The 21,820-nt window shown below is 44.4% G+C and carries 16 protein-coding genes and 1 pseudogene; 13 read left to right on the top strand and 4 right to left on the bottom strand.

Annotated features, from left to right (window positions below; genetic code table 11):
- The 4 genes from LZG73_RS08370 to LZG73_RS25655 form a co-directional block, all read left to right on the top strand.
- Positions 1-288, top strand: a 288-nt coding sequence (locus LZG73_RS08370; RefSeq protein ID WP_233847519.1) for a hypothetical protein, incomplete at its 5' end; no start/stop codon positions are given.
- Positions 289-622: 334 nt separating this feature from the next.
- A complete protein-coding gene (locus tag LZG73_RS08365; protein WP_233847517.1) occupies positions 623-2,176 on the top strand; it encodes a M12 family metallopeptidase in 1,554 nt (517 codons plus the stop codon).
- A gap of 631 nt (positions 2,177-2,807) precedes the next feature.
- Complete coding sequence (locus tag LZG73_RS08360) at positions 2,808-3,563, top strand: hypothetical protein (protein ID WP_233847516.1); 756 nt, start codon at positions 2,808-2,810, stop codon at positions 3,561-3,563.
- A 371-nt stretch (positions 3,564-3,934) separates the two neighbouring features.
- A complete protein-coding gene (locus LZG73_RS25655) occupies positions 3,935-4,267 on the top strand; it encodes a LytTR family DNA-binding domain-containing protein (protein WP_409014318.1) in 333 nt (110 codons plus the stop codon).
- Positions 4,268-4,349: 82 nt separating this feature from the next.
- On the opposite strand, the gene LZG73_RS08355 is transcribed toward LZG73_RS25655, so the two are convergent.
- Entirely contained in the window at positions 4,350-5,360 is a 1,011-nt protein-coding gene (locus tag LZG73_RS08355; RefSeq protein ID WP_233847515.1) for a hypothetical protein, read from the bottom strand.
- Positions 5,361-6,256: 896 nt separating this feature from the next.
- Between LZG73_RS08355 and LZG73_RS08350 the strand changes: the two genes are divergently transcribed.
- The 4 genes from LZG73_RS08350 (at position 6,257) to LZG73_RS08340 (ending at position 8,647) form a co-directional block, all read left to right on the top strand.
- Entirely contained in the window at positions 6,257-6,865 is a 609-nt protein-coding gene (locus tag LZG73_RS08350) for a GNAT family N-acetyltransferase (RefSeq protein ID WP_233847514.1), read from the top strand.
- The gene (locus LZG73_RS08345; protein WP_233847513.1) at positions 6,840-7,010 is read left to right on the top strand and encodes a hypothetical protein; all 171 of its coding nucleotides are present in this window, start codon (positions 6,840-6,842) and stop codon (positions 7,008-7,010) included. Before LZG73_RS08350 ends, LZG73_RS08345 begins: the two co-directional genes overlap by 26 nt.
- Positions 7,011-7,551: 541 nt before the next feature.
- On the top strand, positions 7,552-7,776 hold the full coding sequence (locus LZG73_RS25650) for an agmatine deiminase family protein (protein WP_409014317.1): 225 nt from the start codon (positions 7,552-7,554) through the stop codon (positions 7,774-7,776).
- A gap of 214 nt (positions 7,777-7,990) precedes the next feature.
- Positions 7,991-8,647, top strand: a complete 657-nt coding sequence (locus LZG73_RS08340) for a cyclase family protein (RefSeq protein WP_233847512.1) — start codon at positions 7,991-7,993, stop codon at positions 8,645-8,647.
- A 33-nt stretch (positions 8,648-8,680) separates the two neighbouring features.
- On the opposite strand, the gene LZG73_RS08335 is transcribed toward LZG73_RS08340, so the two are convergent.
- Positions 8,681-9,574 (bottom strand): hypothetical protein, encoded by an 894-nt coding sequence (locus tag LZG73_RS08335; RefSeq protein ID WP_233847511.1) that lies wholly within the window; start codon positions 9,572-9,574, stop codon positions 8,681-8,683.
- Between the two features lie 402 nt (positions 9,575-9,976).
- Here LZG73_RS08335 and LZG73_RS08330 point away from each other — a divergent pair.
- From LZG73_RS08330 to LZG73_RS08320, 3 genes and pseudogenes are all read left to right on the top strand, one after another.
- A pseudogene (locus tag LZG73_RS08330) lies at positions 9,977-11,108 on the top strand (IS3 family transposase).
- 858 nt (positions 11,109-11,966) lie between these two features.
- On the top strand, positions 11,967-12,728 hold the full coding sequence (locus LZG73_RS08325) for a hypothetical protein (protein ID WP_233847510.1): 762 nt from the start codon (positions 11,967-11,969) through the stop codon (positions 12,726-12,728).
- An 18-nt stretch (positions 12,729-12,746) separates the two neighbouring features.
- On the top strand, positions 12,747-13,856 hold the full coding sequence (locus tag LZG73_RS08320) for a ThiF family adenylyltransferase (RefSeq protein WP_233847508.1): 1,110 nt from the start codon (positions 12,747-12,749) through the stop codon (positions 13,854-13,856).
- Positions 13,857-13,998: 142 nt separating this feature from the next.
- On the opposite strand, the gene LZG73_RS08315 is transcribed toward LZG73_RS08320, so the two are convergent.
- Complete coding sequence (locus LZG73_RS08315; protein ID WP_233847506.1) at positions 13,999-14,796, bottom strand: hypothetical protein; 798 nt, start codon at positions 14,794-14,796, stop codon at positions 13,999-14,001.
- 320 nt (positions 14,797-15,116) lie between these two features.
- Between LZG73_RS08315 and LZG73_RS08310 the strand changes: the two genes are divergently transcribed.
- Positions 15,117-15,815 carry a response regulator transcription factor gene (locus LZG73_RS08310; RefSeq protein ID WP_233847504.1) on the top strand — a complete coding sequence of 233 codons (699 nt, stop codon included), beginning with the start codon at positions 15,117-15,119 and terminating at the stop codon, positions 15,813-15,815.
- A complete protein-coding gene (locus tag LZG73_RS08305; RefSeq protein WP_409014316.1) occupies positions 15,812-16,138 on the top strand; it encodes an Hpt domain-containing protein in 327 nt (108 codons plus the stop codon). Before LZG73_RS08310 ends, LZG73_RS08305 begins: the two co-directional genes overlap by 4 nt.
- A gap of 10 nt (positions 16,139-16,148) precedes the next feature.
- Here LZG73_RS08305 and LZG73_RS08300 read toward each other — a convergent pair whose 3' ends face one another.
- On the bottom strand, positions 16,149-21,779 hold the full coding sequence (locus tag LZG73_RS08300) for a hybrid sensor histidine kinase/response regulator (protein ID WP_233847502.1): 5,631 nt from the start codon (positions 21,777-21,779) through the stop codon (positions 16,149-16,151).
- Between the last annotated feature and the right edge of the window lie 41 nt (positions 21,780-21,820).

Raw genomic sequence — 21,820 nt, 5'->3', positions numbered from 1 at the left:
TGGTTTGACGTCAAAGGTATTGCAGCTCCTTCGGCCAATGCCCAATCGATTTACATCATGAATTCTACCGAACTATATCGCGTTGACATCGTTACTGGTGCGTTGACACTTCATAAGCAGGGCTGGAACAAAGTGACGGCCATGAGCGGAGGAGGGGGCTACCTGTATATAGTCAATGACCAATACTTGTACCGCGTCACTGAGAATAACGATCAGTTTATGCTATCAAAAGGTTGGTTAGGTGCAAGCTCCATCGGGTTCGTTCATGACCCGAGCGGAGGGAATTAGATCTTTGAAAGTCTGATCTGTGCCGCCGGTTTAGGTATAGTGACCATTGTCGGGCTAGCTAACCCAAGTCGGGTTGACTAACCTGACGATGGTACACAGCCTTTTTGCTTGTGGTTTCCGGCGGATCGGGCATCTCACGTCAGAAGTTCTTGCCGAATGCTCAGGCCAGCTGATTGTTGTTGACTGAATGCCGGCAATCTCCACGGCCGATGCATTTAGAATACGCTACACCGCTTGAAGCTGCCACTGGCTTGTAAGACAGTATAGTCTCACACCTCAAGAGCTCAACGCCGGTCTCTTATAAATCGTGAAATTTATATAAACACAAAACATTATGAAAACAAAGTACCTGCCCCTCTGGGCAACCACGATCTTTTTAGCCGGATCACTGCTTAGCTCCTGCAAAAAAGACCTGGAACAAGTACCAATGAATAAACCCATAGCAGACATCCATTCAGATAGCAGTGGTGTTGTTAAACACGGAACCTTTAGAGGCATACCTATTACTTATGTAGAAAAGGATGGCAAAGCTATTCTGGAAGGTGACATCCTGCTCTCAAAAGAGGACTTAGCGCCGGTACAAGATGCCAATGCCCGGATTGAAGGAGCAGGGAGAAAAGACCATAATTATAGATGGGCTAACTGGACTGTCCCTTATTTCATTTATCCGGAATCGCCTGGGCAGCCGGCTCTCAATAAAGCCGCCATCAAAGAGGCAATTGAGCATTGGGAGTTGAACACACCGATCCGGTTTGTTCCCGTCAACAATCATAAAGACTATGTTGTCTTTGGACGAGATGGTTTAAATGGCAGTTCCATCGGCCGACAAGGTGGTGGACAGTGGATTTATTTAAAAGATGATAACAATGTGGCAACTATCATCCATGAGATTGGCCATGCGATCGGCTTGTATCACGAGCACAGCCGACGCGACCGGGACAACTACATCAACATTCACTGGGAAAACATCATTGATAATGACTTGTTGAAACAGCAATTTAACAAATGGCCTATAGGCCAGGGGTTTGATTATGGTTCGTTTGACTACGAGTCCATCATGATGTATCAGGCTAAAGATGCCAGCAAGAATGGCCTAGCCACCATTTCACGCAAGGATGGGCAGAGCTATACACCGGGCTCGGGCTTGTCAACCGGTGACGTTAACACGGTCATCTCTATGTATTCGAATTTGTACTTTGTCATGGGAGATAAACTGAAGGCAGTGAATGAAAACCAGGGGAGAACTGCAACTTTGAGCGATGGATGGACGGGAACCAGTAAAACCCTCGCCCAGGATAACGAGTACGTCTGGGGTATCCAGGGTGGTAAACTCTGGAAAGCAAACCGCTTTAATGGGGCCTACGAACAAGTTGGCACTGACGATTGGATGGGAGCTTCGGGGCTTACTGGCCTGGACGCTCAGGGAAATTTTTACGCAGTGTATCAAAAAAGGCTTTACAAAGTTAGCAAATACGGCCAACGTACCATCTTAGGGTCAAGGGAATGGCCAGCGGTAAAAACACTTTACTATCATAATAATGCATTGTATGTGGCGTGGGGTGTCTTGTTAAACAAAGTCAACATTACTACTGGGGAGATTGAAGGTACTTATGGAAAGCTCCAGTGGTCTGGCACCCAAGCTATTGCAGCAGTGACGGGTGACGCCAAATATCTTTATGTTATGCGCAACAATGCCCTATACCGTGTAAACTTGGATACCGGAGCTGTGGAAGGTGGCGAGTATTTCGCAGACGTAAAAGCGATGACAGCGAGAAGCGGCTATTTATACATTATATCGGGTAAAAAACTGATTAAAATGGATGAAAGTAGCCAAAAGCAGCAGCTCGCTGGCTCCTTTGAAAATACGACTTCCGTTAGCGCTTATTGAAATCGTTCTTACCCGACCGTTAGCAGTGGTCAGTTCGATAGCATATTATAACATTAGGGATAGTATTATCAGCACTCCTTAATGATGTTAAGTCAATTGTGAATTTATCAAGCAAATCCCTCTAAATCTGGGGGTTGCTTGAACTCATTATTGAACAAAGCATCAAGGGCAAACTATATAGCTTTTCTAATTCACAAATTTTATCTGTCGTATTCCTTTAAGGCAGCTAGACTATACGAAGGAATTCAAAATATCAAGGTTAGACACAGTTTCTATCGGATCTTAAAGCTGTTGAAAAGAGAAGGTTTAAGCGGTATCAGAAGACTGCTTCCAAAATAATGAAAATGCGGCCACGGTAGTGAATACGAAAAGTACAGTAGAAGATGGTTACTCGAACCCTAATTTCCAGACGGACAGCCATGTTTCTTGAATAAAGCTAGACAGAAAAGGCGGAGTCTTAATGACAAATGCCTTTGGTTCATTGAGACAAAGACGACAAAGTCGAAGTAACCCATTACTCGTCAGGACTGTGCATTGTTCGAAAATCAAGGCCCCCGTAATCACCCGTTCAATAATACCTATAAACCAAAATTTAACGATAGTACTCAATTAATTAATTTAAAACCGAAACATGAAAAACAAATTCACAAAGTTCACAATCATTGCCATGCTGGCCCTTGCGTCCGCGCTGGTATTTCAAAGCTGTTCTGACCACGATGACAACCCGCAACCGGAGATTGCAATCAAAGTCGGCAAAGACATTGCGTTGGGTAACATTCTAACAGATGGTAAGGGGAAAACGCTCTATTTCTCTGAAAAAGATGTGGCGGGTACCAGCAATTGCAGTGGAGGTTGCGCTAATGTATGGCCAGCATTTTACCAAGAAAGCCTGATCACAGGCCCTGGACTTGACTATAGCCTTTTCGGAACAATTACAAGGGCTGATGGGAAAAAGCAGAACACTTACAAAGGATGGCCGTTGTATTACTTTGCTCAGGATGCCGCTCCAGCAGAAACAAAAGGCGACAATAAGAACGGATTTTTCGCAGCAAAACCTGATTACAGCGTCTTCTTTGGAAATACGGGTTCTGGTCGGTATTTAGTTGATGCAACCGGAAAAACGCTTTACACTTTTGAAAACGATGCCGACGATATTAGTAACTGCAATGGAGGTTGCGCGACAGTTTGGCCATCATTTTTCGTTGAACCGCCAGTTGTCCCGTCTGCACTAAGCGTGACCGATTTTTACAAAATCACGCGAGCCGATGCCAAACTACAGATAACTTTTAAGAAAGATCCATTATACTTTTTCAGCCAAGATCTTGTCCGCGGAGATGCAAAGGGCAATGCAGCCAACGCAAAGTTCAAAGTGGTAATCCCGAATTAAAATTGTATTTGCAAAATATAATTCCTGTTAAGTAAAAACTAGTTTGACGGGATTTACTAAGCAGTACGAATATCAATGAACCGTTGCTGAGTCTGAAACTATCCTCGTTGCTGGGGGCTAATCCAAAGGTCTTATTTATGCATCATTTGCCTCAGTAAAGATGGTAATATGAAGAATGCTGTTCCAGACCGGGATTGACTGCAAATAGCTTTTGGTAGCTGGTATTTTGACTACCAACATCCGGTCAGGGAATACGGTGATTTCACCGGACATCCCAGGAGGGTCCTGGGCTCCCGGACAACCTAAATTAACCCCTCGCCAAAAGCGTCAAAAAACAAACGATTCATGATTGTATTAAAACGAATGATTTATTGTCTCATTATTTAATATTCAGTAACGCTGCCATCCTGCATCGTGTAGACATCGACGATATCATGTATTGCGAATCTGTTAATCGAATAGTAAGTGTTTATGGCGCGCATTTTGAGCACCACAACGTACCCAATCTGCGATTAGGTGACCTTCATAAATTACTACCTACCGATAGGTTTGTACGCGTTGGGCGCAGTCATATATTGAACCGGCAAGCCATCAAGTGCCTGAATAAAAGAGAAGCGCGCTGTTGGCTTGCCTGGCGCGGTCAAACCAGGGACGTAAAATTGTACGCCAGGAACATTAAGATCCTGGAGGAAAGTCTACGTTGACTGGTTCATTTGATTAGCTAATTCTCCCGTTGGGTCTGGCACCCAACGGGGATAAATAAGGCCGCGCTATGATTAAATTTGATTATTTAATGGCTCCCATTTTGATAACCTCAAAGTCGGTGGCTCGTAGTTTACCCAATTGGGTCAATTCACTGTTGTTCCAGGCAGGATCGGGGGCACCAGTGATAAAAAAATCAGATCCAATGTCCGTTAAAATGATACCGTACTTTTTCATGGCGTTGAGGATGATACGGTTCTTAGGCGAATAGGAAGAGAGATCAATGTTTGCTTTTAATCGCAAGCGCATCCCCATTGGGGTGGGGGCCTGCCCATTGAGGTTACCCCCTTTCACTTTATGGCTGGCAGGGAAGACATAATTAGGAGATACCTTGGATTTGCGTAGTGTGAACCTGATGGCATGGTCAATCACCCCTGTTTTGACTTCTTCGTGCCGCACCAAACCAGCCAGGATGCTTAGCCCCGAGGCGTCAGCTGAGGTCCAACCCTCTGGTCGGCGGGCGTTGCTAGCAAGATCGAACACCGCGCCACTGGAAGCAGCCCAGCCAGAGGAGGTTCGACTGGCGTTGTAGAGTTCGTACACTTTTTTGTTGGTGACATCCACGGCAATAACGTGACTATCGTCGGCACCATTGTTTTCAATCGGTGCGTTGAGCGGAATCGGGTAAGGGCCCGGATCACTCTCATCGCCATAATTTTCATCGTATTCATTAGCCCGGAAGGTAATGGGCACTTTTGGTTGATTTCCACAGACAGCCACATAAGGAACACCGATGGGTGCACCCTCCCAAAGGCCGCTGCCAAAATTAGCTTTCAAACGCGGGCTTTGCTGCGCCAGAAGGGCTATAATGGCGGACGAACGCGCATCAACTGGACTCTTTGAAACATCCATATTCCAGGGATTATCGGCCGGAAAAATGGATATCTGTTCGATGTCAGCCAGCGTAGGAGTTGGACAACTGGCTACACGGGCGGTTGAATGAGGTGCTGTTGGTAAGAGTTCTTCCGAACCAGTTGGTTGACAACTGGCCAGCACCACCGTGCTTAGCATCATAACTAAGTGAGTATTTTTCATTGTAAGGCAGCGTTTGGTTATCCTTCAAATTTATCCTAATATAACTAGTTCTATTGCAAGAGGATAGCGCTTTAAACCCAAGATGCACCAATAGTCACCCAATGGTTGTATTTAGCATACTAACTTTTCGGAACGCCTATAAACGCTTTGACGACTTCAAGAAGAATTATGTTTTGGGTCAATAACGAAACCCGCGAGCTGTATGGCGAAACTGCCAATCCATCACCACAATCGGTCTTATTTTAAATTTATATTGGCAAGAGATAGGGAAAACATCACTTTTAATACTCGGATGAAAGAGCAGTACTCGATGAAGATCGATATTTGTACGTCATCGGTAGTGATATTGACGAACTGCTGCCGGACAAACAACTGTTAGCCAGATCAGAAACTATATACCCGCTACACTCTTCGAGTAGTTGTTTATAAAGGTATTTACCATCTGTATTAAATAAGCAATTGTAGCCGACCACATTTATGCGGTTGATGTCGCTCTCATAAAGCAAAGGGCTCAAAAGCTTCAAATAGGAGCATACATTATTATGTAAAGAAGCCTTGCAACGCGCAAGGGAATAGTTAACGCAGGATAATTAGCATCCACTAAAATTATTCGCTAATAGCTCCAAAACATTGCCAAAGATGAAACTGGCCAGGTCGTAAAAGCCTTAAACAACGCGCTAGCCTATTTTGGAGGTGTACTCATGGAGCAAAGTCTGATAACATCAAGCAGTTGGTATCACATATCTCTCGATACGAACCTTTTGGTCGTCGGAAAGAAACGTAGCTAGTTTTGCGTCCCCAAGAGCAAAGACAATGGGCAGCTCGCAGAGACAGGCTATGTTACACACATTACTATTCACTTAATTTTTTTATTTAATACAATCCAACCCAACCAGATGAACCTTCCAACCTTGTACACGCCCCGACTTACGCTACGCCAATGGCAAGAGTCCGATCTGGAGCCATTTGCTAAGATGAATGCAGATCAAAATGTAATGGAACATTTTCCATCTTGTCTTACCCCACAAGAAAGTAATGCCCTGGTCGATAAAATTTCTCAATCGGCAGCCATACAAGGTTGGGGAACTTGGGCCGTTGAAATAACGGAGAATAATTGTTTCATTGGCTTCTGCGGACTGAATTCTGTTCTTTTTGAGGCACCCTTCACTCCGGCTGTGGAAATCGGGTGGCGTATTGACCGCCCTTTCTGGGGTCAGAGTTACGCATTTGAAGCTGCAACAGTTGCGTTGACTTTCGGATTTAAGACGCTTAACTTAGCCGAGATTGTTGCGTTTACTATACCTGCCAATCTGCGGTCTCAACGATTAATGGTCCGTTTAGGAATGGTACAGGATATTGCGGGCAACTTTGAACATCCTATGATACCACAACATCATCCTATGCGCCCACACGTATTATATCGAAAACTTAATGATGACATTAAGCTGTCATTGTTCGAAAGCTCAAAAGATCGAAAACATGGATATAAAGCAAGCAATATTTGAGTGGCTAACTGAAAAGATAACACCCGGAAGCTGGAATTATTTGCGTTCAATGAAAGACAGTGAAATCAGGAAAAAAATCGCACTTTCCTTCTCGCTCCAAGAGGCTTCTGTTAAGATGCACTCAGGAATGGTTAATGACGAATAAGAAGACCTTGAAATACCGATATGGTCAGGCATATCCAATTAGAGACAAATCGATTGGACCACTTTCCTAGTGATCCCGGCGGTCGCATTATGTTGCCAGAATATCTAACCAAGATCATATTGTTATATTTTTAATCCTATGTCTGGTCCCATTCTCGCAGGACTGTAACAGGGGTTAATTTTTCTTAAAGCTTGCATCCAGATGCTAATCGCTATGCATTTAGTTCAAAATCATCAACCCGAATTGAGATTCCGTTAATTCATATCTTTTGGTCCCATGAGAATCTGGCTGACTGAAAGCTATTCAGATCCTGAATCACCACATTACCCACTTGACGAGCGTGAAAAAACCCTTTAAAAAGCAGGCGCTGCTAATCTGCATTTGCAACAGCTTAGCACTAGATCATCATTCTCCACTTTCCGGAAGTAAAGCAGCTGTATGTTGACCTGGACGGCAAAGATGACATGTTTGCCCTGATGAGCACGCTCAAATTCAGCTTAGTTGGGAAAGCAGAACATCAATAAGAAAGCCAGCTTTAAAGGTGTCCTGGCGGCGAGCTATTGAACTATCTGGAATTAACGGCCTGGTGTTGGTCGCACAGTATGTGGGATTGTCAGCGGACATGGTGGTAAACGATCAGGAGGTGGTTAGTAGACTTAAACAAGTATTTCCGGGAAAAACCGTGATTGGTATCGATGTCCGCTCGATCAATGTCGGAGGTGGCGGGATCCATTGTATTACACGACAAATGCATAAATTGCGGTAACGGTGTGGTGTGTAAGTAAGTCCAAAACTGCGCCGTATTACGTGTACTACTAATGAATACATTAGCCTTTTGCAAATAACAGGCATCATGCATATGATCACTTCTATGCTCGCCATGTGCTACCTTGACTCATTGAAAACCAAAACCTAAGTAACTTTATTTCACATAAGTGAATTGATCAAATGAGCAGATATTAAATTAAAACATAGAAGTATTGAAAAAGAAACTAATTGATCTCAGCCATACCATCTTTGAGGGACTGATTACCTATAAAGGACTACCGGCTCCAATTATTTGCGATTTTTTGAGCCGAAAAGACTCAGCAGGTAGATATGAAGCTGGGACGGAATTTCAAATTGGTAAAATTGAAATGGTCAGTAACACTGGCACCTATATTGATTGTCCGTTTCATCGCTATGCAAATGGGAAAGATCTGTCGGAAATTGACATTGAAGCATTTGCCAATCTAGATGCCATTACGATCAATGCAATCGGTCATATGGAAATTGGTATCAATTATTTTAAAGGAAAGGATATCAAAAACAAAGCTGTTATCATAAGAACAGATTGGTCAAAACACTGGTCCACAGACTATTATTTTGAGAATCATCCGTTTGTAAGCGGCGAAGCCGCTACCTATTTGCGCGACAGCGGTGTGAAATTAGTGGGTATTGATAGCCATAACATTGATGACACTCGTGGCAATGTTAGGCCCGTTCACACGATTTTGCTTGGCGCCGAAATCCTGATCGTTGAACACATGTGCAACCTGAATACATTGCCTGAATCTGGCTTTATGTTTAGTGCAGTGCCGCCCAAGTTCAAAGGTGTTGGCACTTTCCCAGTACGTGCATTTGCTACTTTATTATAAAAAGCTTTGAGACGTTGTGTACTATTCTATTCACTACCGGTCGTATTTGACTATTTTTGTTCCAGTCAGCCTTGTTTCTGTTCGTCGGGAAAACCGGAACTGAACGGATGCCTTACCCTGTTGCTGTAACTCAAATATGGCTTCGGTGTCGTTTACACCTCCCGTAAACGTATTGGCGTCTTGATACGATAAGCCGCCGGAAATATGGTTATTTCTTTTGTACAACAGTAGGTCCCCTTCCCGATAGAATTCTATCATCGAACTGTCACTCACTTTATAGACACCCGAAACTTTCTGAAAAATGGTGTCACTCGGCAAATACTCCTTGCTGAGAATGACATCAAATCTAAGCTCGCTTTCGGTAGCGTTGATTTTATTTATGGGAAGGATTCGGTTGATCGTTAAGGGCGATTTGGTACTCGGGTCGGTTGGCAAATTCGGATCACCTTTGAAGTAAAGCTGCGTGATCAAGTCCTGTTGCCCATCGGCCGATATCCGCATATGAATGTGAGCAGGCCGATATTGGGTTGGATCAGCTTCGCTGGGGTAAGCAACCGGAATGGCTGTAACAAACGAATAACGTCCGTTCGTTTTTACCTGCTGGCTGGCTCTATAAACAAATTCGTCCGACGTGATATCATAGAGACCATCCGCGTTGCACTGCCAGATTTCGATCAGGCACTTGTTCATTGGGGTCTTGCCGTCTTCTTTAAATATGGTGGCTGATAGCCGTAAAATTTCGCCTTTGAATCCTGTTGGATTCAGGTTTTTTCTAAGAGGGGCTCCCGGCCTGTACCAAGGCCCGAAAATATCGGTTGTAGTGGGGCTATCGCCAAAGAAACGGCCTTCGCGCCAGCTTATGGAGCCGAAAGCCCCCGTCCCAACGGCAAACATTCCTAATCCTTCTATAAATGTTCGGCGTTGCATAACTCTTTTTTTATGTTAGATAAGAAAACAGAAAACAAGAGGGAAAGCGACAGTTGGTCAGAATTCCTCTAAGGTATAGCGGAGCACAATTCCATTCGTCCGGAAGCTTGTGCAATAAAAACAGCACCCACTAAATTTATGTTCTTTTATTGAAATGTAGTTTAAGAGGTGCCTAGTAAAGCTGTAATCAAATGGAAAGAGAGCAAATGAATAACACTATACTAGCTTTTTGACAATATGCGATGTTCATGAAGTTTGGCAGCAACGTTGGTTCAGCAGAAATCGTTCTTTATCTAGCATGATACGTATTGTGATCTCTGCTGACCTCCCCCCGGCAAACAAGACAGCTGAAAACTGGAGATTTTCGGTGGCAAAAACGGATCAAAAACGTAATTTGTCACTATGAAAAAGTCGAAATTCACTGAGGCGCAGATCGCTTTTGCGCTTAGACAGTCAGAGACCGGGACACGGTTGGAGGAGATCGGCCGTCAATTGGGAGTGTCCCAGGCAACCTTCTTCAATTGGAAGAAAAAATATGGCGGAATGGGTGTTGCTGAACTGCGAAAACTGCGCCAGTTGGAGGAGGAAAACGCGCAATTAAAAAAGCTGGTGGCAGACCTAAGTCTGGACAAGCAAATGCTGCAGGATGTTATTAAAAAAATGCGGCCGCCGCGCGGTTGTGAAGCCTCCTTACAAGAAGGAAATGGCTAATTGGTTGGTATCCAACTATCGGGTCTCGATTCAAAGAGCTTGCCGCTGTGTGAAGTTAGTACGGGCCATGTACTATTATAAGCGACACCGCCGCGACGACACATTGCTGGCGATGCGGATGAAAGAAATCGCAAATACGAGAGTTAGATATGGGTTTCGCCGAATTTTTGTGCTGTTGAAAAGAGAAGGTTTCAGCGACAATCATAAACGAGTTTACCGTGTTTACAAGACCTGTGGCTTGAATTTGAGAACAAAAAGGCCAAGAAGAAGTCGTAGTGCAGAACACCGGTTGGAACGTTTGGACACTCAAGGAATCAACAAAGTCTGGAGCATGGATTTCGTGCAAGATGCGCTTTTCAACGGCGAACGGTTCCGGGTCTTAACTGTAGTGGATAATTGTAGTAAAATCTGCCATGGATTGCTGCCTGGCAAATCTTTGAAAGGAGCTGATGTAGCGGCTGAACTGACCAGAATTTGCCTGGTTGAAGGCTGTTATCCAGAACGAGTTCAATGCGATAATGGAAGCGAGTTCATCTCAAAGGAAATGGATTTATGGGCGTATTCAAACGGTGTGACACTTGACTTCTCAAGGCCAGGAAAACCAACGGACAATCCATATGTTGAATCATTTAATGGTAAATTCCGGGATGAGTGCCTTTCAGTTAATTGGTTTCTATCCTTAGACGACGCGAGGGAAGAAATCGAAGACTTTCGGTGGGAATATAACCACTTCAGGCCTCACAGTGCGCTGAATGATTTAACCCCCAAGGAACTTGTTAATTTACATCAAGAAACACCGAAAACTCTACTTTCAACCGTCTGAAAACCAGGGAGGGGCTCACTAATAATGATTTTTCGGTTGCAAATCGTCCAATCATCGGAAACAGAGTTTTCACATGTGCTTGGTCGAAGTCAAAGCTTGTCTTTACCACTCACTTTTAGTTAATGTGCCACAGATCGGGTTAAAGAATTAACTTCGACCAACTATTCTGCCACCACGGTTGCATATCCAATTCAAGTTCAATCCAGCATCACCGTGGTAAGCGATGCTTTTGCGTCAAAGAATAGGTCATTTGAAATAAATCCAGTGCCGGTGTGTTTGCGTTGACCGCCGTAAGATTGCACATTTGCTTACTCCTCTCTACGTTGCCACATTAATTATGTAACCGCTGCGAACTGGCCAACAATTCGGTGGTTTTTCCGTACTCTTTGGCCATTTGAGTCTTCTCCCCTTTGGTTCTGAAAACAGCCATTTTCGCCACTTTCAAATTACAAGTTAGTGGTACACCGAAACAAATTACTATATATGTCTCTCTGGCACGTTAAACTGTACTATTTCGAATGCTGATTGGATATACGGGTTTCGAAGAGCGAACAGAACCAGGACCTGCGATTTGATTCCTTCAAGAAAGCCGGTTGCTAGCAAATTTATCATGAAAAGATTTCGGGTGCGTATCCAGGTTATTTTTTAACACCTTCTCCACGATTTTTAGTCATGCATTCCTATTTAATAATTTTTTATACTTATTAAGATTTGTTGAAAAACTCGGCTTTGGGCGGGGGGTACCTTTGTTTTGCCGATGCCATTATCATGCAACTCTTTGCAAAAGGAATTTTCAGTTAATTAAAGTTCTAGACCATCGGCGCGAAAACATTTTTAAATCATTTAATTCCAGCTCCAATGTCATTCAACTTTCACCATTTAATTGAAAACTTCGAACTCAGAGAACTCAGAAGTGAGACGGATATCGTAGATCACCTTGCTTTACGACGAGAGATCTATAAAAAGGAATATTCCCGCGAATACACGGACAATCAATATGATTTGCTACCCAGTGATTGGAAAGCAAATTTGATAGGGATATATTCCAGGGGAGAACAAATCGCAACAATCAGGGTTGTGAAAAGACACGTTAATAGATCTATTGAAAAACAGCTGCAGAACATCAATCAAAAGTTTCACCTCCAGATCCAGCCCGATTTATCCATTGTTCTGCCAACTGAATATGCCTTTGATATAAGCTTAGAAGGCTGCCCGGTTTACAATGATGCAACTGTCGAGCTCAGCAGGGTCGCTGTAGCAGATGCGTATAGAGGACTAGGTTTGTGCCGGTTTGCAATGCTGGCAGCGATCGGAATTTCTATTCTAGACAAGGCTGAATATTGTCTTTATTCCTGCTCAACCAGCGCAGTAAAATTTCACGAAGATCTGGTGCCGATGATGGAGAACACCACGGCCGTGCAAAAAGAATACGGTTATCCAGGATTTAAATTCCCGACATCGTCTGCAGCTGTCCTATCATCAGTCCAACATATTTCACAAGAACAGATGAACCAGGCTATTCTAGCTGGCATAATTTGCAGATATGGAATTGGTGTATTAGGGGATAATTTTTTCAAGAAAACCGGTGCCGGTCAACAACTTCCATCTTTCGCTTTATAAATCTTCACACCAATATCCATGGACTCAATAACGAATTATACTCAAAATATTTTAGGGCAGTTAAATATCACTTTTAAACCGCTGATATTCAAGCTGGAAAATTCAAATGACAAAGAAAGGTTGGAGCTTATGCTCGAACGAAATGCTGATGTTTTAGTATTTGATACGATTTACGATCAGCTTATAGAGCTCATAAAGATTGAAAATCCGGGCGTCAGATTAAGTCAGGAGCAAGCAGAAGAGCGTGTTCAAAACCATCTTAATGGCAGCGACTTGCATGAGTATGGTGTCTGGGTTTTTTACCCATGGAGCCGTAGACTGGTTCACCTGCTTGACCGTGAAGAGTTTCACAGCGTGCGGACCAACCGGAATAACTGCAAGATCACCAATCAGGAACAGCAAGTTTTGTCAACGAAAAAAGTGGGCATCATTGGCTTGTCGATTGGACATGCCGTCGCAATGACACTGGCCACAGAACGTTCCATCGGCGAACTCCGCCTGGCAGATTATGATATGATTGAACTGTCAAACCTAAACCGAATCCAGACGAGTACGCACAATTTGGGCATCAATAAGGCTATCGTTGCGGCCCGGGCCATAGCAGAAATTGATCCGTTTATCAATATCCAGGTGTATCGGAATGGAATTTCAGAAGGCAACATTGATCAGTTTCTGACGGAGGGAGGAAAGCTTGACCTGTTGGTGGAGATTTGTGATGGCCTGGACATCAAGTTCATGACGCGACATCGGGCGCGAGCATTTGAAGTTCCGGTTGTGATGGATACAAGCGATAGGGGAATGATTGATATTGAGCGTTTCGACATGGAACCGCAGCGCCCTATATTTCACGGATTACTGAAAGATATTGATCCAAACACAATGGGGAACCTGACAACAGAGGAGAAAGTAAAATTGGTGGGCGAGATCATTGATGCGAATAACATTTCAGATCGCTTGAAATTTTCAATGACCCAGATTGGTAAGACGATCCTATCCTGGCCCCAATTAGCTTCCGCAGTTGCACTGGGTGGCGCTATCACTGCCGATACTTGCCGCAAAATCCTCCTGGGTGTCAATGTTAAATCAGGACGATATTATGTTGACATTGACAGGATAGTCGGAGTTTAAGTTGTTCACTTATCGGCACCAGAATTACGATGTGAGAAGAAGCAGCGTTACTAAATGGATTTAGTAAATAACAAATAAAACCGCCATTCAAAGTGGCGGTTTTATTTTGCATTGGAACGCTGAGGTTTAAAAAATCAATGTTCTATTGTAATGCAGCCGGTTCGCTATAAAGGAAATCATCCATCACAACCAGATCATTTTCAGCATTATCCGCATATTTATTGCTGATTGCCGCTGATCCGGAAGTAATGGTCACTTTTGTAACCCTGCTATCCGGGAAAACGGCTCCCAGGAAAGAAAATCCTTTGTCATCTTTTCTGGTTGGTGCGGTGAACCTTCCAAGGCTTTTATCGCCTTCAAAGAATTCCAAAGTCGTAGAATTCGCCTTGTCGACATCTGATAATACTACGCCAAAACCCTTCACAAAAGCGGCAGTTGCCGTTCCGGGCACCTTGAATGTAACGTCCATTTTGTTGCTTCCCGTGGCGGCGAACGTGCGTGCCGGGCTGAATGCATTGAACTGGTCTTTGTAATTCGATACCAGATCGCTGAAATTTTTATCACTGATGCGCAGCCCGTTTCCCGACGTGGTGAAAATGGCACCACGCTTTCTTCCGGCTGCAACATTCGGGTCTGTACTATTGAAAAAGTCGCCGGGAAAGGTGTCTGTGTTAGTCTGATTATCAGGAACTGCGTCCCAGTTTATTTCGCGGCGACCGGTGGTTTGTCCGGGTGTTGTGTTTAGCTGGTCACCGAGCAGACTTCTGAAAGATGCTAATTGCGAACTAATATCTCCGCTGACTTTTACTTCGGTGAAGTTCACGGAAGGTGCCGGAGTTTCAGGCTCGTCACTGCTGGAACTGCACGCCGACATGATTGCAATACACATCATTGCACCAGCATTTTTAATCGTTTTTTTGAAAGAACTTTGTGATTTCATAATTGAGTTTTGATTTAAATTCTTTTTCTTTTTTGACTCGACAAAATTACATGTCGCGGGATTGTGCAAATTGAAAGAAATGCTAAAAACTCTAAAAAAGTATTAAAATGAGTCGAGAAAAAATGATTATAGGTCATTGGTTATCAAGAGAATAATGCGTTTTCGTGACTTGTAATCTCAAATTAGCCTATCACAGATAACCGGAGTTTTTCCAGCCAAACCTTTAAATAAGAATTTTGCAAAATACAGCTGTAAAAGAGTAGATTATTCTATTTTTGGCGCCCTTACATCTGGCATTCTCAACTAAACTCACCTGAAAGATGACAAGCCTTTTATTGATCGACGACGAAGTCCAGTACAGTGAATTGACCAAGGAATATCTGGAAATGAAGGGCTGCAATGTGGTGTTGAAACACGACGGGCAAGCCGGTTTGGACGCATTCAAAATGAATTCTTTTGACTTGTGCGTGCTCGATATTAAAATGCCCAAAAAGGACGGGTTCACGCTGGCTGAGGAGATCAAGGAAATCAATGAAACGACGCCCATCATTTTTCTGACGGGACAATCGCTCAAAGAAGATAAAATCAAAGGACTCATGCTTGGCGCCGACGATTATCTTACCAAACCGTTCAGTATGGAAGAGCTTTATTTGCGGATAAAAGCGATTTTGAAGCGCGTGAAAGTGCAGGAAAAAGCCATTGTAATCGAACAGTATCAATGGGGAAATTCGAAATTTGACCTTGAATTACGCGAGCTTACCGTTGCAGGGGAAAAAATCAAGCTCACTTCCATCGAATCCAAGTTGCTCAAATTATTCTGCGAACACCAGAACAAAGTGCTCACCCGCGAAGTGGCGATGATGGGAATCTGGGGTGACGAAGAGCATTATCGCGGTTACAGCCTGAATGTGTATGTAAGCAAGCTGCGCAAATTTTTCAAACCGGATTCTTCTGTCGAGATTCTTAATCTGCACGGCGAAGGTTATAAACTGGTTTCCAAACAGCGTGTTATTTCGTGATGGATCTCTCTTTTCTGAAAAGACAAATGGCTGGTGATGACGCCCTTGTCGCTCGCTTTGTTGCCATTTTTAAAGCGCAGGTCCCAGCACAGGTCAGTCAGTTGCCGGGCTTATGTGAAAATGAAGATTGGGAAGAACTTTCATCCGCATTTCACAGTCTTAAAACGCAGTTCAATTACTTGTTAATGACCGACTTTGCCGAACAGATGCGCGAGTTGGAGGAAAGTGTCGACAATGGTGAAACCGCATTCATTGCAACGCGCATAGCTGAATTCACCAAAACGTTTGACCTGTTCTGGCAAACCGAATTTCGTGAAAACTGAAACATGATTCTTAAAGCGTTTCCTCCGTTTTCGCTGCCGCTTCCAGCAATTTCCTGATTTTAAATTTCAACTTTTTCGCTTCAATCGGTTTGGTAATGTAATCATCCATTCCTGCATTCCGACACTTTTGCGCTTCGGCTGGATTAGCATTTGAAGTGAACGCCAGAATAGGCGTGTGCCTATCTTTTTCGCGAGCACGGATTGCCTGCGTCGCCTTATAACCATCCATTATTGGCATTTTTACATCCATCAATATAATGTCAAAGCGGGCTTCATCCAGCTTTTGCAGCGCGATTGCCCCATGATCTGCAATCGTAACGCGCACATTCTGGATGATCTTTTTCAATGTTTCCTCAGCCACCACCTGATTGAAAAGATTGTCTTCGACCAGCAGAATGTTCACGCCGGAAAGCACTTTTTGATTGTCTTCATCGTCAACTTGCTCACCCGGATTGCAAATTTCAAAAGTCAGGTTGAAACTGAAATTAGTGCCTTTTCCTAGCTCGCTGTGCACATGCATGGTGCCGCCTTGTTCTTCCACCAGCTTTTTCGCAATGAATAAGCCTAGTCCCGTCCCGGATTGTTTGGTGTTCAGATCGTCGTCAATGCGGGTGAAAGTTTCGAAGATATAAGCGAGCTTATCCTGCGCAATGCCCATCCCCGTGTCGATGACTTCAAAAAGCAGTTCTTCACTTTCATGATCGCGGCTCACCATGCTGACCTTAAGGCGGACTGCGCCATTGTCCGTGAACTTAACCGCATTTCCAGCCAAATTCAGCAATATCTGATGCAGCCGGATCGGGTCGCCAATGAGCTGGGGACTTACATTTTCATCCACGCTGAGTTCTAATTGCAGCCCTTTTTCCTCCGCAATCACTTTCATAATGTAAACAAGCCGGTTCATGCGGTCACGGACCTGAAATGGTTTGTTTACAAATGAGAATTTGCCAGCCTCAATTTTCGAATAGTCCAGAATGTCGTTGATAATGGCGAGAAGGTTCTCGGAAGAATAGCGGATTCCCTTCGCATACTCGGTTTGTGTTGGGTTTAATGGTGTATCAAATATCAGCTCGGACATGCCCAGAATCGCCGTCATCGGCGTGCGGATCTCGTGGCTCATATTGGCAAAAAACTGCTCCTTAAACCTCGATTTTTCCTCCACCAAAAGCTTCTGGCGCTCGATTTCTTCTTTCTGCACCTGGATCTCAGCTGTCCTGACAGCCACTTTTTGTTCCAGCTTTTCGTACAGGATGGCATTCTCGATCGAGACGGCGATCTGCCCCGAAAGCAATTTCAAAAGCTGCGTCCGTTCATTGGTGAAGACGGCGGTTGCAAGATTATTTTCAAGATAAAGCACGCCCACCAGTTTGCCCTGATTCAATGCCGGAATGCATAACGTGGAACGGATCTGCTTTTCAACAATCACCGGGTCGCTGCCAAACGTATCGCTGGCCAGTGCGTCATGCAAAATGACGTCCGATTTGGTTTCGAAAACGTGTTTGATAATGCTTACAGGAACCTGATCGGAATCTGCCAGCCGCGATTTCCGGATTTCGCTGCCTTCGTCCACAACGGATCGCCGGGCTTCAATGTACAATTCACCTCCCCAGTCCAACACAAAATAACCCGATTGCGCGCCGGCATTTTCAATGGCAAACTGCATTAACTTGTCCATTAACCGGCTGAAAATCACTTCGCTCGAAATGGCAATGGACGCTTTCATTAGTGTAGCCAGATCCAATGTGGAAACAATACTTTCACCAGCGACATTCTTGGTTGCAAAAGGAGATGAAAAGTCAGCATTAGGCTGCGAAAGTGCGGGGAATGCATCAAGTAAGAGCCGCACCTTTAGCATACAACCCCATTCCTTGTATCCTTCCAAAGCAGCGCTCAAGTAAGTCAGCGCCATTTTATGCTGGCCTTTTTCGTGCCAATATTTACCGCAAAGCTCATTGGCTATTGCTGCTTCATGCGGGTGCCGGTTTACATTGCTCGCTTTAATTGCCTTATCATAAGAGGCTGCGGCCTGCTCGCTTTTTCCTTTCGCCGCATAAATTTCAGCTTCTAGTAAAAACACTCTATGTTCCAGGTTAACCGGGATATGCCGCGATAGTTTGCGGAGTTTGTTGTAATGTGTAACAGCTGTTTTCAAAATGGCCACATCTTGCCGACGAGCTTTATAAACGGCAATGTTAAGAAGTGCGAAAAAGAAAGAAAAAAGCGCTTCGAAATGGGTTCCGCGCACATTTGTCGCAAAACGCGTTGCATTCTGGGCGTAAGTCAGCCCTTTTTCCATTTCACCCGAAAAATAAGCCAGGATCATTTTGTAAGTGAAGGCAACGAACATCCGGGAATTATTCTTCATCGCAAAAATGCCTTCGCTGGCCTCTCCTTCATCAAAATAATCACCGCTAAGCAAGACGGGATCGTCAGTTTCACCAAGCAGATTGGACGCAATCTGGATCAGGGGTTCATTATAATGCGATAAAGATCCTTTTGAAAGCGACTTGGGCAGCTGGTTATAGGTGATCATTTCATGCTTTGCCCAATGCAGATTTTTACCCGAAAGCAATAAATGAAAGCTGTATGAGCTTGATGCGTAGGAGCAATATTCAACATCGCCGCGCTCGAGACCGGTCTGGTAGGAAATGCGGAGTGGGTCCAGCGATTCGACAATATGTTCGCCCGACAATCTGTTGACAATATTATAAAGCAGTAATGTGCGTGCCTTCGCGTCAGAATTTTCCATCCGGTCCGCCAGTTTCAATGCCACATTGCCGTAGCGGTAACACGCCTGATGATTGGTTTCAATCGCGTTCACAATCGCTCCGTAAGTGGCGAATGTAATAGCGGATTCTGGTGCAATGCCGTATTTGAGCGATAACTCGACCATTTTAAGCACCATAACGGGATATAATTCCGGGATAGCCGAGAAGGTAGCTGCCGTTATATTCTGTAAAAAACGCATGACCGTCAGCTTGTCCGGAGCAGTCATTTTAGGCAAATCTTCCAGCTCCTCAATCGTTTTCCCGCGCATCAGCCATTTGGATTTCAGGTAGGCTGCCGCAGTGTGCAGTTTTGTGATTTTTGAATGAAAAGTGACATTAAGCGTTTTCAAAACTTTCAATGAAAGTAAAACTGCCTCCAAATGCTGCTCATGAAATATCAGGCTTTGAATCTGAATATGATATAGCTCAATTTGGTCCGTAGTATTGGCGTAAGCAAGCGCTGTTTCGGCAACTTCTTTGCACTTTTCTGCATTGCCAGCCAGATATGCGCTTTCAGCAAGATTCAAATGCAAGGTAAATGTTAATAGATATTCGTCTGCCCAATCCTCTGTTATCAGCAGGTCTTTGCCAATCTGAAAATAGGCCATGGCAACCGAATAAGCAGCCGATGACCGGGCTTTTTTACCGGCGTCAAGATTTAGTCCAGCAATTTTATAACGCTCGTCCGCTAGCGCAAACACCTTCGGATGATGGTTCAGGTGGTTGACTATTTCAAACAGCTGCTCATAACGCTCGGCGGCCGATAGCCTTTCGAGCAAAAAATAGCCAATGTTAACGTGCATCTCGTCCCTTGACTCCGGCGAGAGCACGTTATACGCAGCTTGCTGAACCTGATCATGAACAAACTGATAGCGATTTGCGGATAAAAACTGATTTTCATGGCCACGTTCTGCCGTTAGCCGAAGTAAATTTTCCGTAACGCATTCACGCAGATCTTCCACAGTTTCCTGCGGCGTTTTATCCGTCAATGCTGAAAGCATGGTCAGCTCAAAATCCGAACCGATGCATGATGCCATGACCAATGCGTGTCGCGCAGCTTCCCTTAATGCATTAATTCTGGATGTCAGCAACTGTTGGGAAGAGCCAGACAATGCGTAGTTGAGCACACGCTGCTGCTCCCAGGTCCATTTGCGAGCCTGTGTGTTGTAGGTTACAAAGCCTTTTGCAACCAGATCTTTAATGGTTTCAGTAACAAAAAACGGATTACCGAGCGTGCGCGTGAGCACAATCTCCGCCAGCTGTGCAGCGACTTTCGGCGGGTACGAAAACGTTTCCGAGATCATTTCGGTAATGTCGGCTGATCGTAGCGGATACAGTCTGAGCTGCGACAAACCGGATGCAGCGTCCATAGATTTCAGCGCCGCTTTCAGTGGATGTTCGTCTGCTAATTCATTGTCGCGATAAGTGCCCACGATCAGCAGGTTAGAGCCTTCGACCGCGTAGGTAACCCGACTTAAAAACCGCAAACTGGACGGGTCAGCCCAATGAAGGTCATCGAGGAAAATCACCAGCGGATGTTCTTTTTTGGTAAATACATTAATAAACCTCGTGAACACATTCACAAAGCGATTTTGCGCTTCAACGGGCGTCAAAACCTCCACGACAGGCTGGGGGCCGATGATCTTTTCCAGCTCCGGAATTACATCGATAACGACGCGCCCGAAATGGCCAACGGCGTCCAGGATTTCCTTTTTCCAATAGTCCGTCTGACCATGCGATATTTTGCAAACCAACTCATTGAATGCTTTTATAATGGCTTCAAAAGGAATGTTTTGAACATATTGGTCAAACTTGCCTGTAATAAAAAGCACAGTTTTCGAGTCGACTTTCCAATGCAATTCCCGGATGAGAGACGATTTGCCAATGCCAGAATTACCCGACACCAGCATCATTTCATTGCGCTCACTAATTTTCTCAAAAGCCGCAAGCAGCAGTGCCATTTCCTTTTCTCTGCCGTAAAGCTTTTCAGCCAAATGGAACCGGCCAGGAACGTCGTGTTTGCCAATCTGGAATTGCGTGGGAATGCTGCTGTTTTCAATCCATGTTTGGCAAGCTAAAAGGTCAGACCGGATGCCTAATGTGGTCTGGTAACGCTCTGATGGTTTTTTTGATAACAGCTTTAATATAATGTCAGATACAATCGCCGGAACTGCCGGATCAACTGCTGACGGGGATGCAGCCGAACGGGCAAGATGCGCGTGCACCAGCTCGTTGGCGTCCGCATTTTCAAATGGCAAAATGCCCGCAAAAAGCTGATAAAAGATGACTCCTAAATGATAATAATCCGACCGGAAATCAACGGGAATATCCATTAACCCGCTTTGCTCTGGTGACATATATTGCAGCGCAATCGAGCCTTTACTATGGCATGCAGACTCATCCGGACGATCTTCCGCAACAGCGCAGGTCATATCAGCAAGCCTAACATCAAAAGTTTCGGGATTTATCAGGAAATGTGCAGGCCGGAGGTCAGGGTGGGAGATTCCGAGATAATGCAGTTCTTCGACGATCTGGGTAAGTGCTAATGCAATTCGCAGTGCTGCCTGAACGGAAGGTTTATTTTCTACCAGATAATCTTCCAGTCTGCGACCTTCGAAATCATCCATTTCCAGAACTAGATAATTCTCCGGCCGCAGCATCCGATGGTAATTCAAGATCCGGCTGAATGTAAATGCACTGCCAAAATTGAATTCCTGATCGATCTCTTTATAATGTGAATCCACGATCCCGGTGAAAGGAGTAATCTTTAAAATGACGTTTTTGCCAGTGATTTGATCCACGGCGCGGACGAGCGATTTATTCGATTCTTTATGCAGTTCAGCAATGATCCGGTAATCGGGAATGGTTATCATAGCAGCGGCCAGCGTTAACTTAAAATGTTGTATCTCAAAGT

This window comes from Dyadobacter sp. CY326, from assembly GCF_021390515.1.
In the GTDB taxonomy this organism is placed as follows: Bacteria; Bacteroidota; Bacteroidia; order Cytophagales; family Spirosomataceae; genus Dyadobacter.
This window is presented reverse-complemented; position numbering and strand designations above follow the sequence as displayed.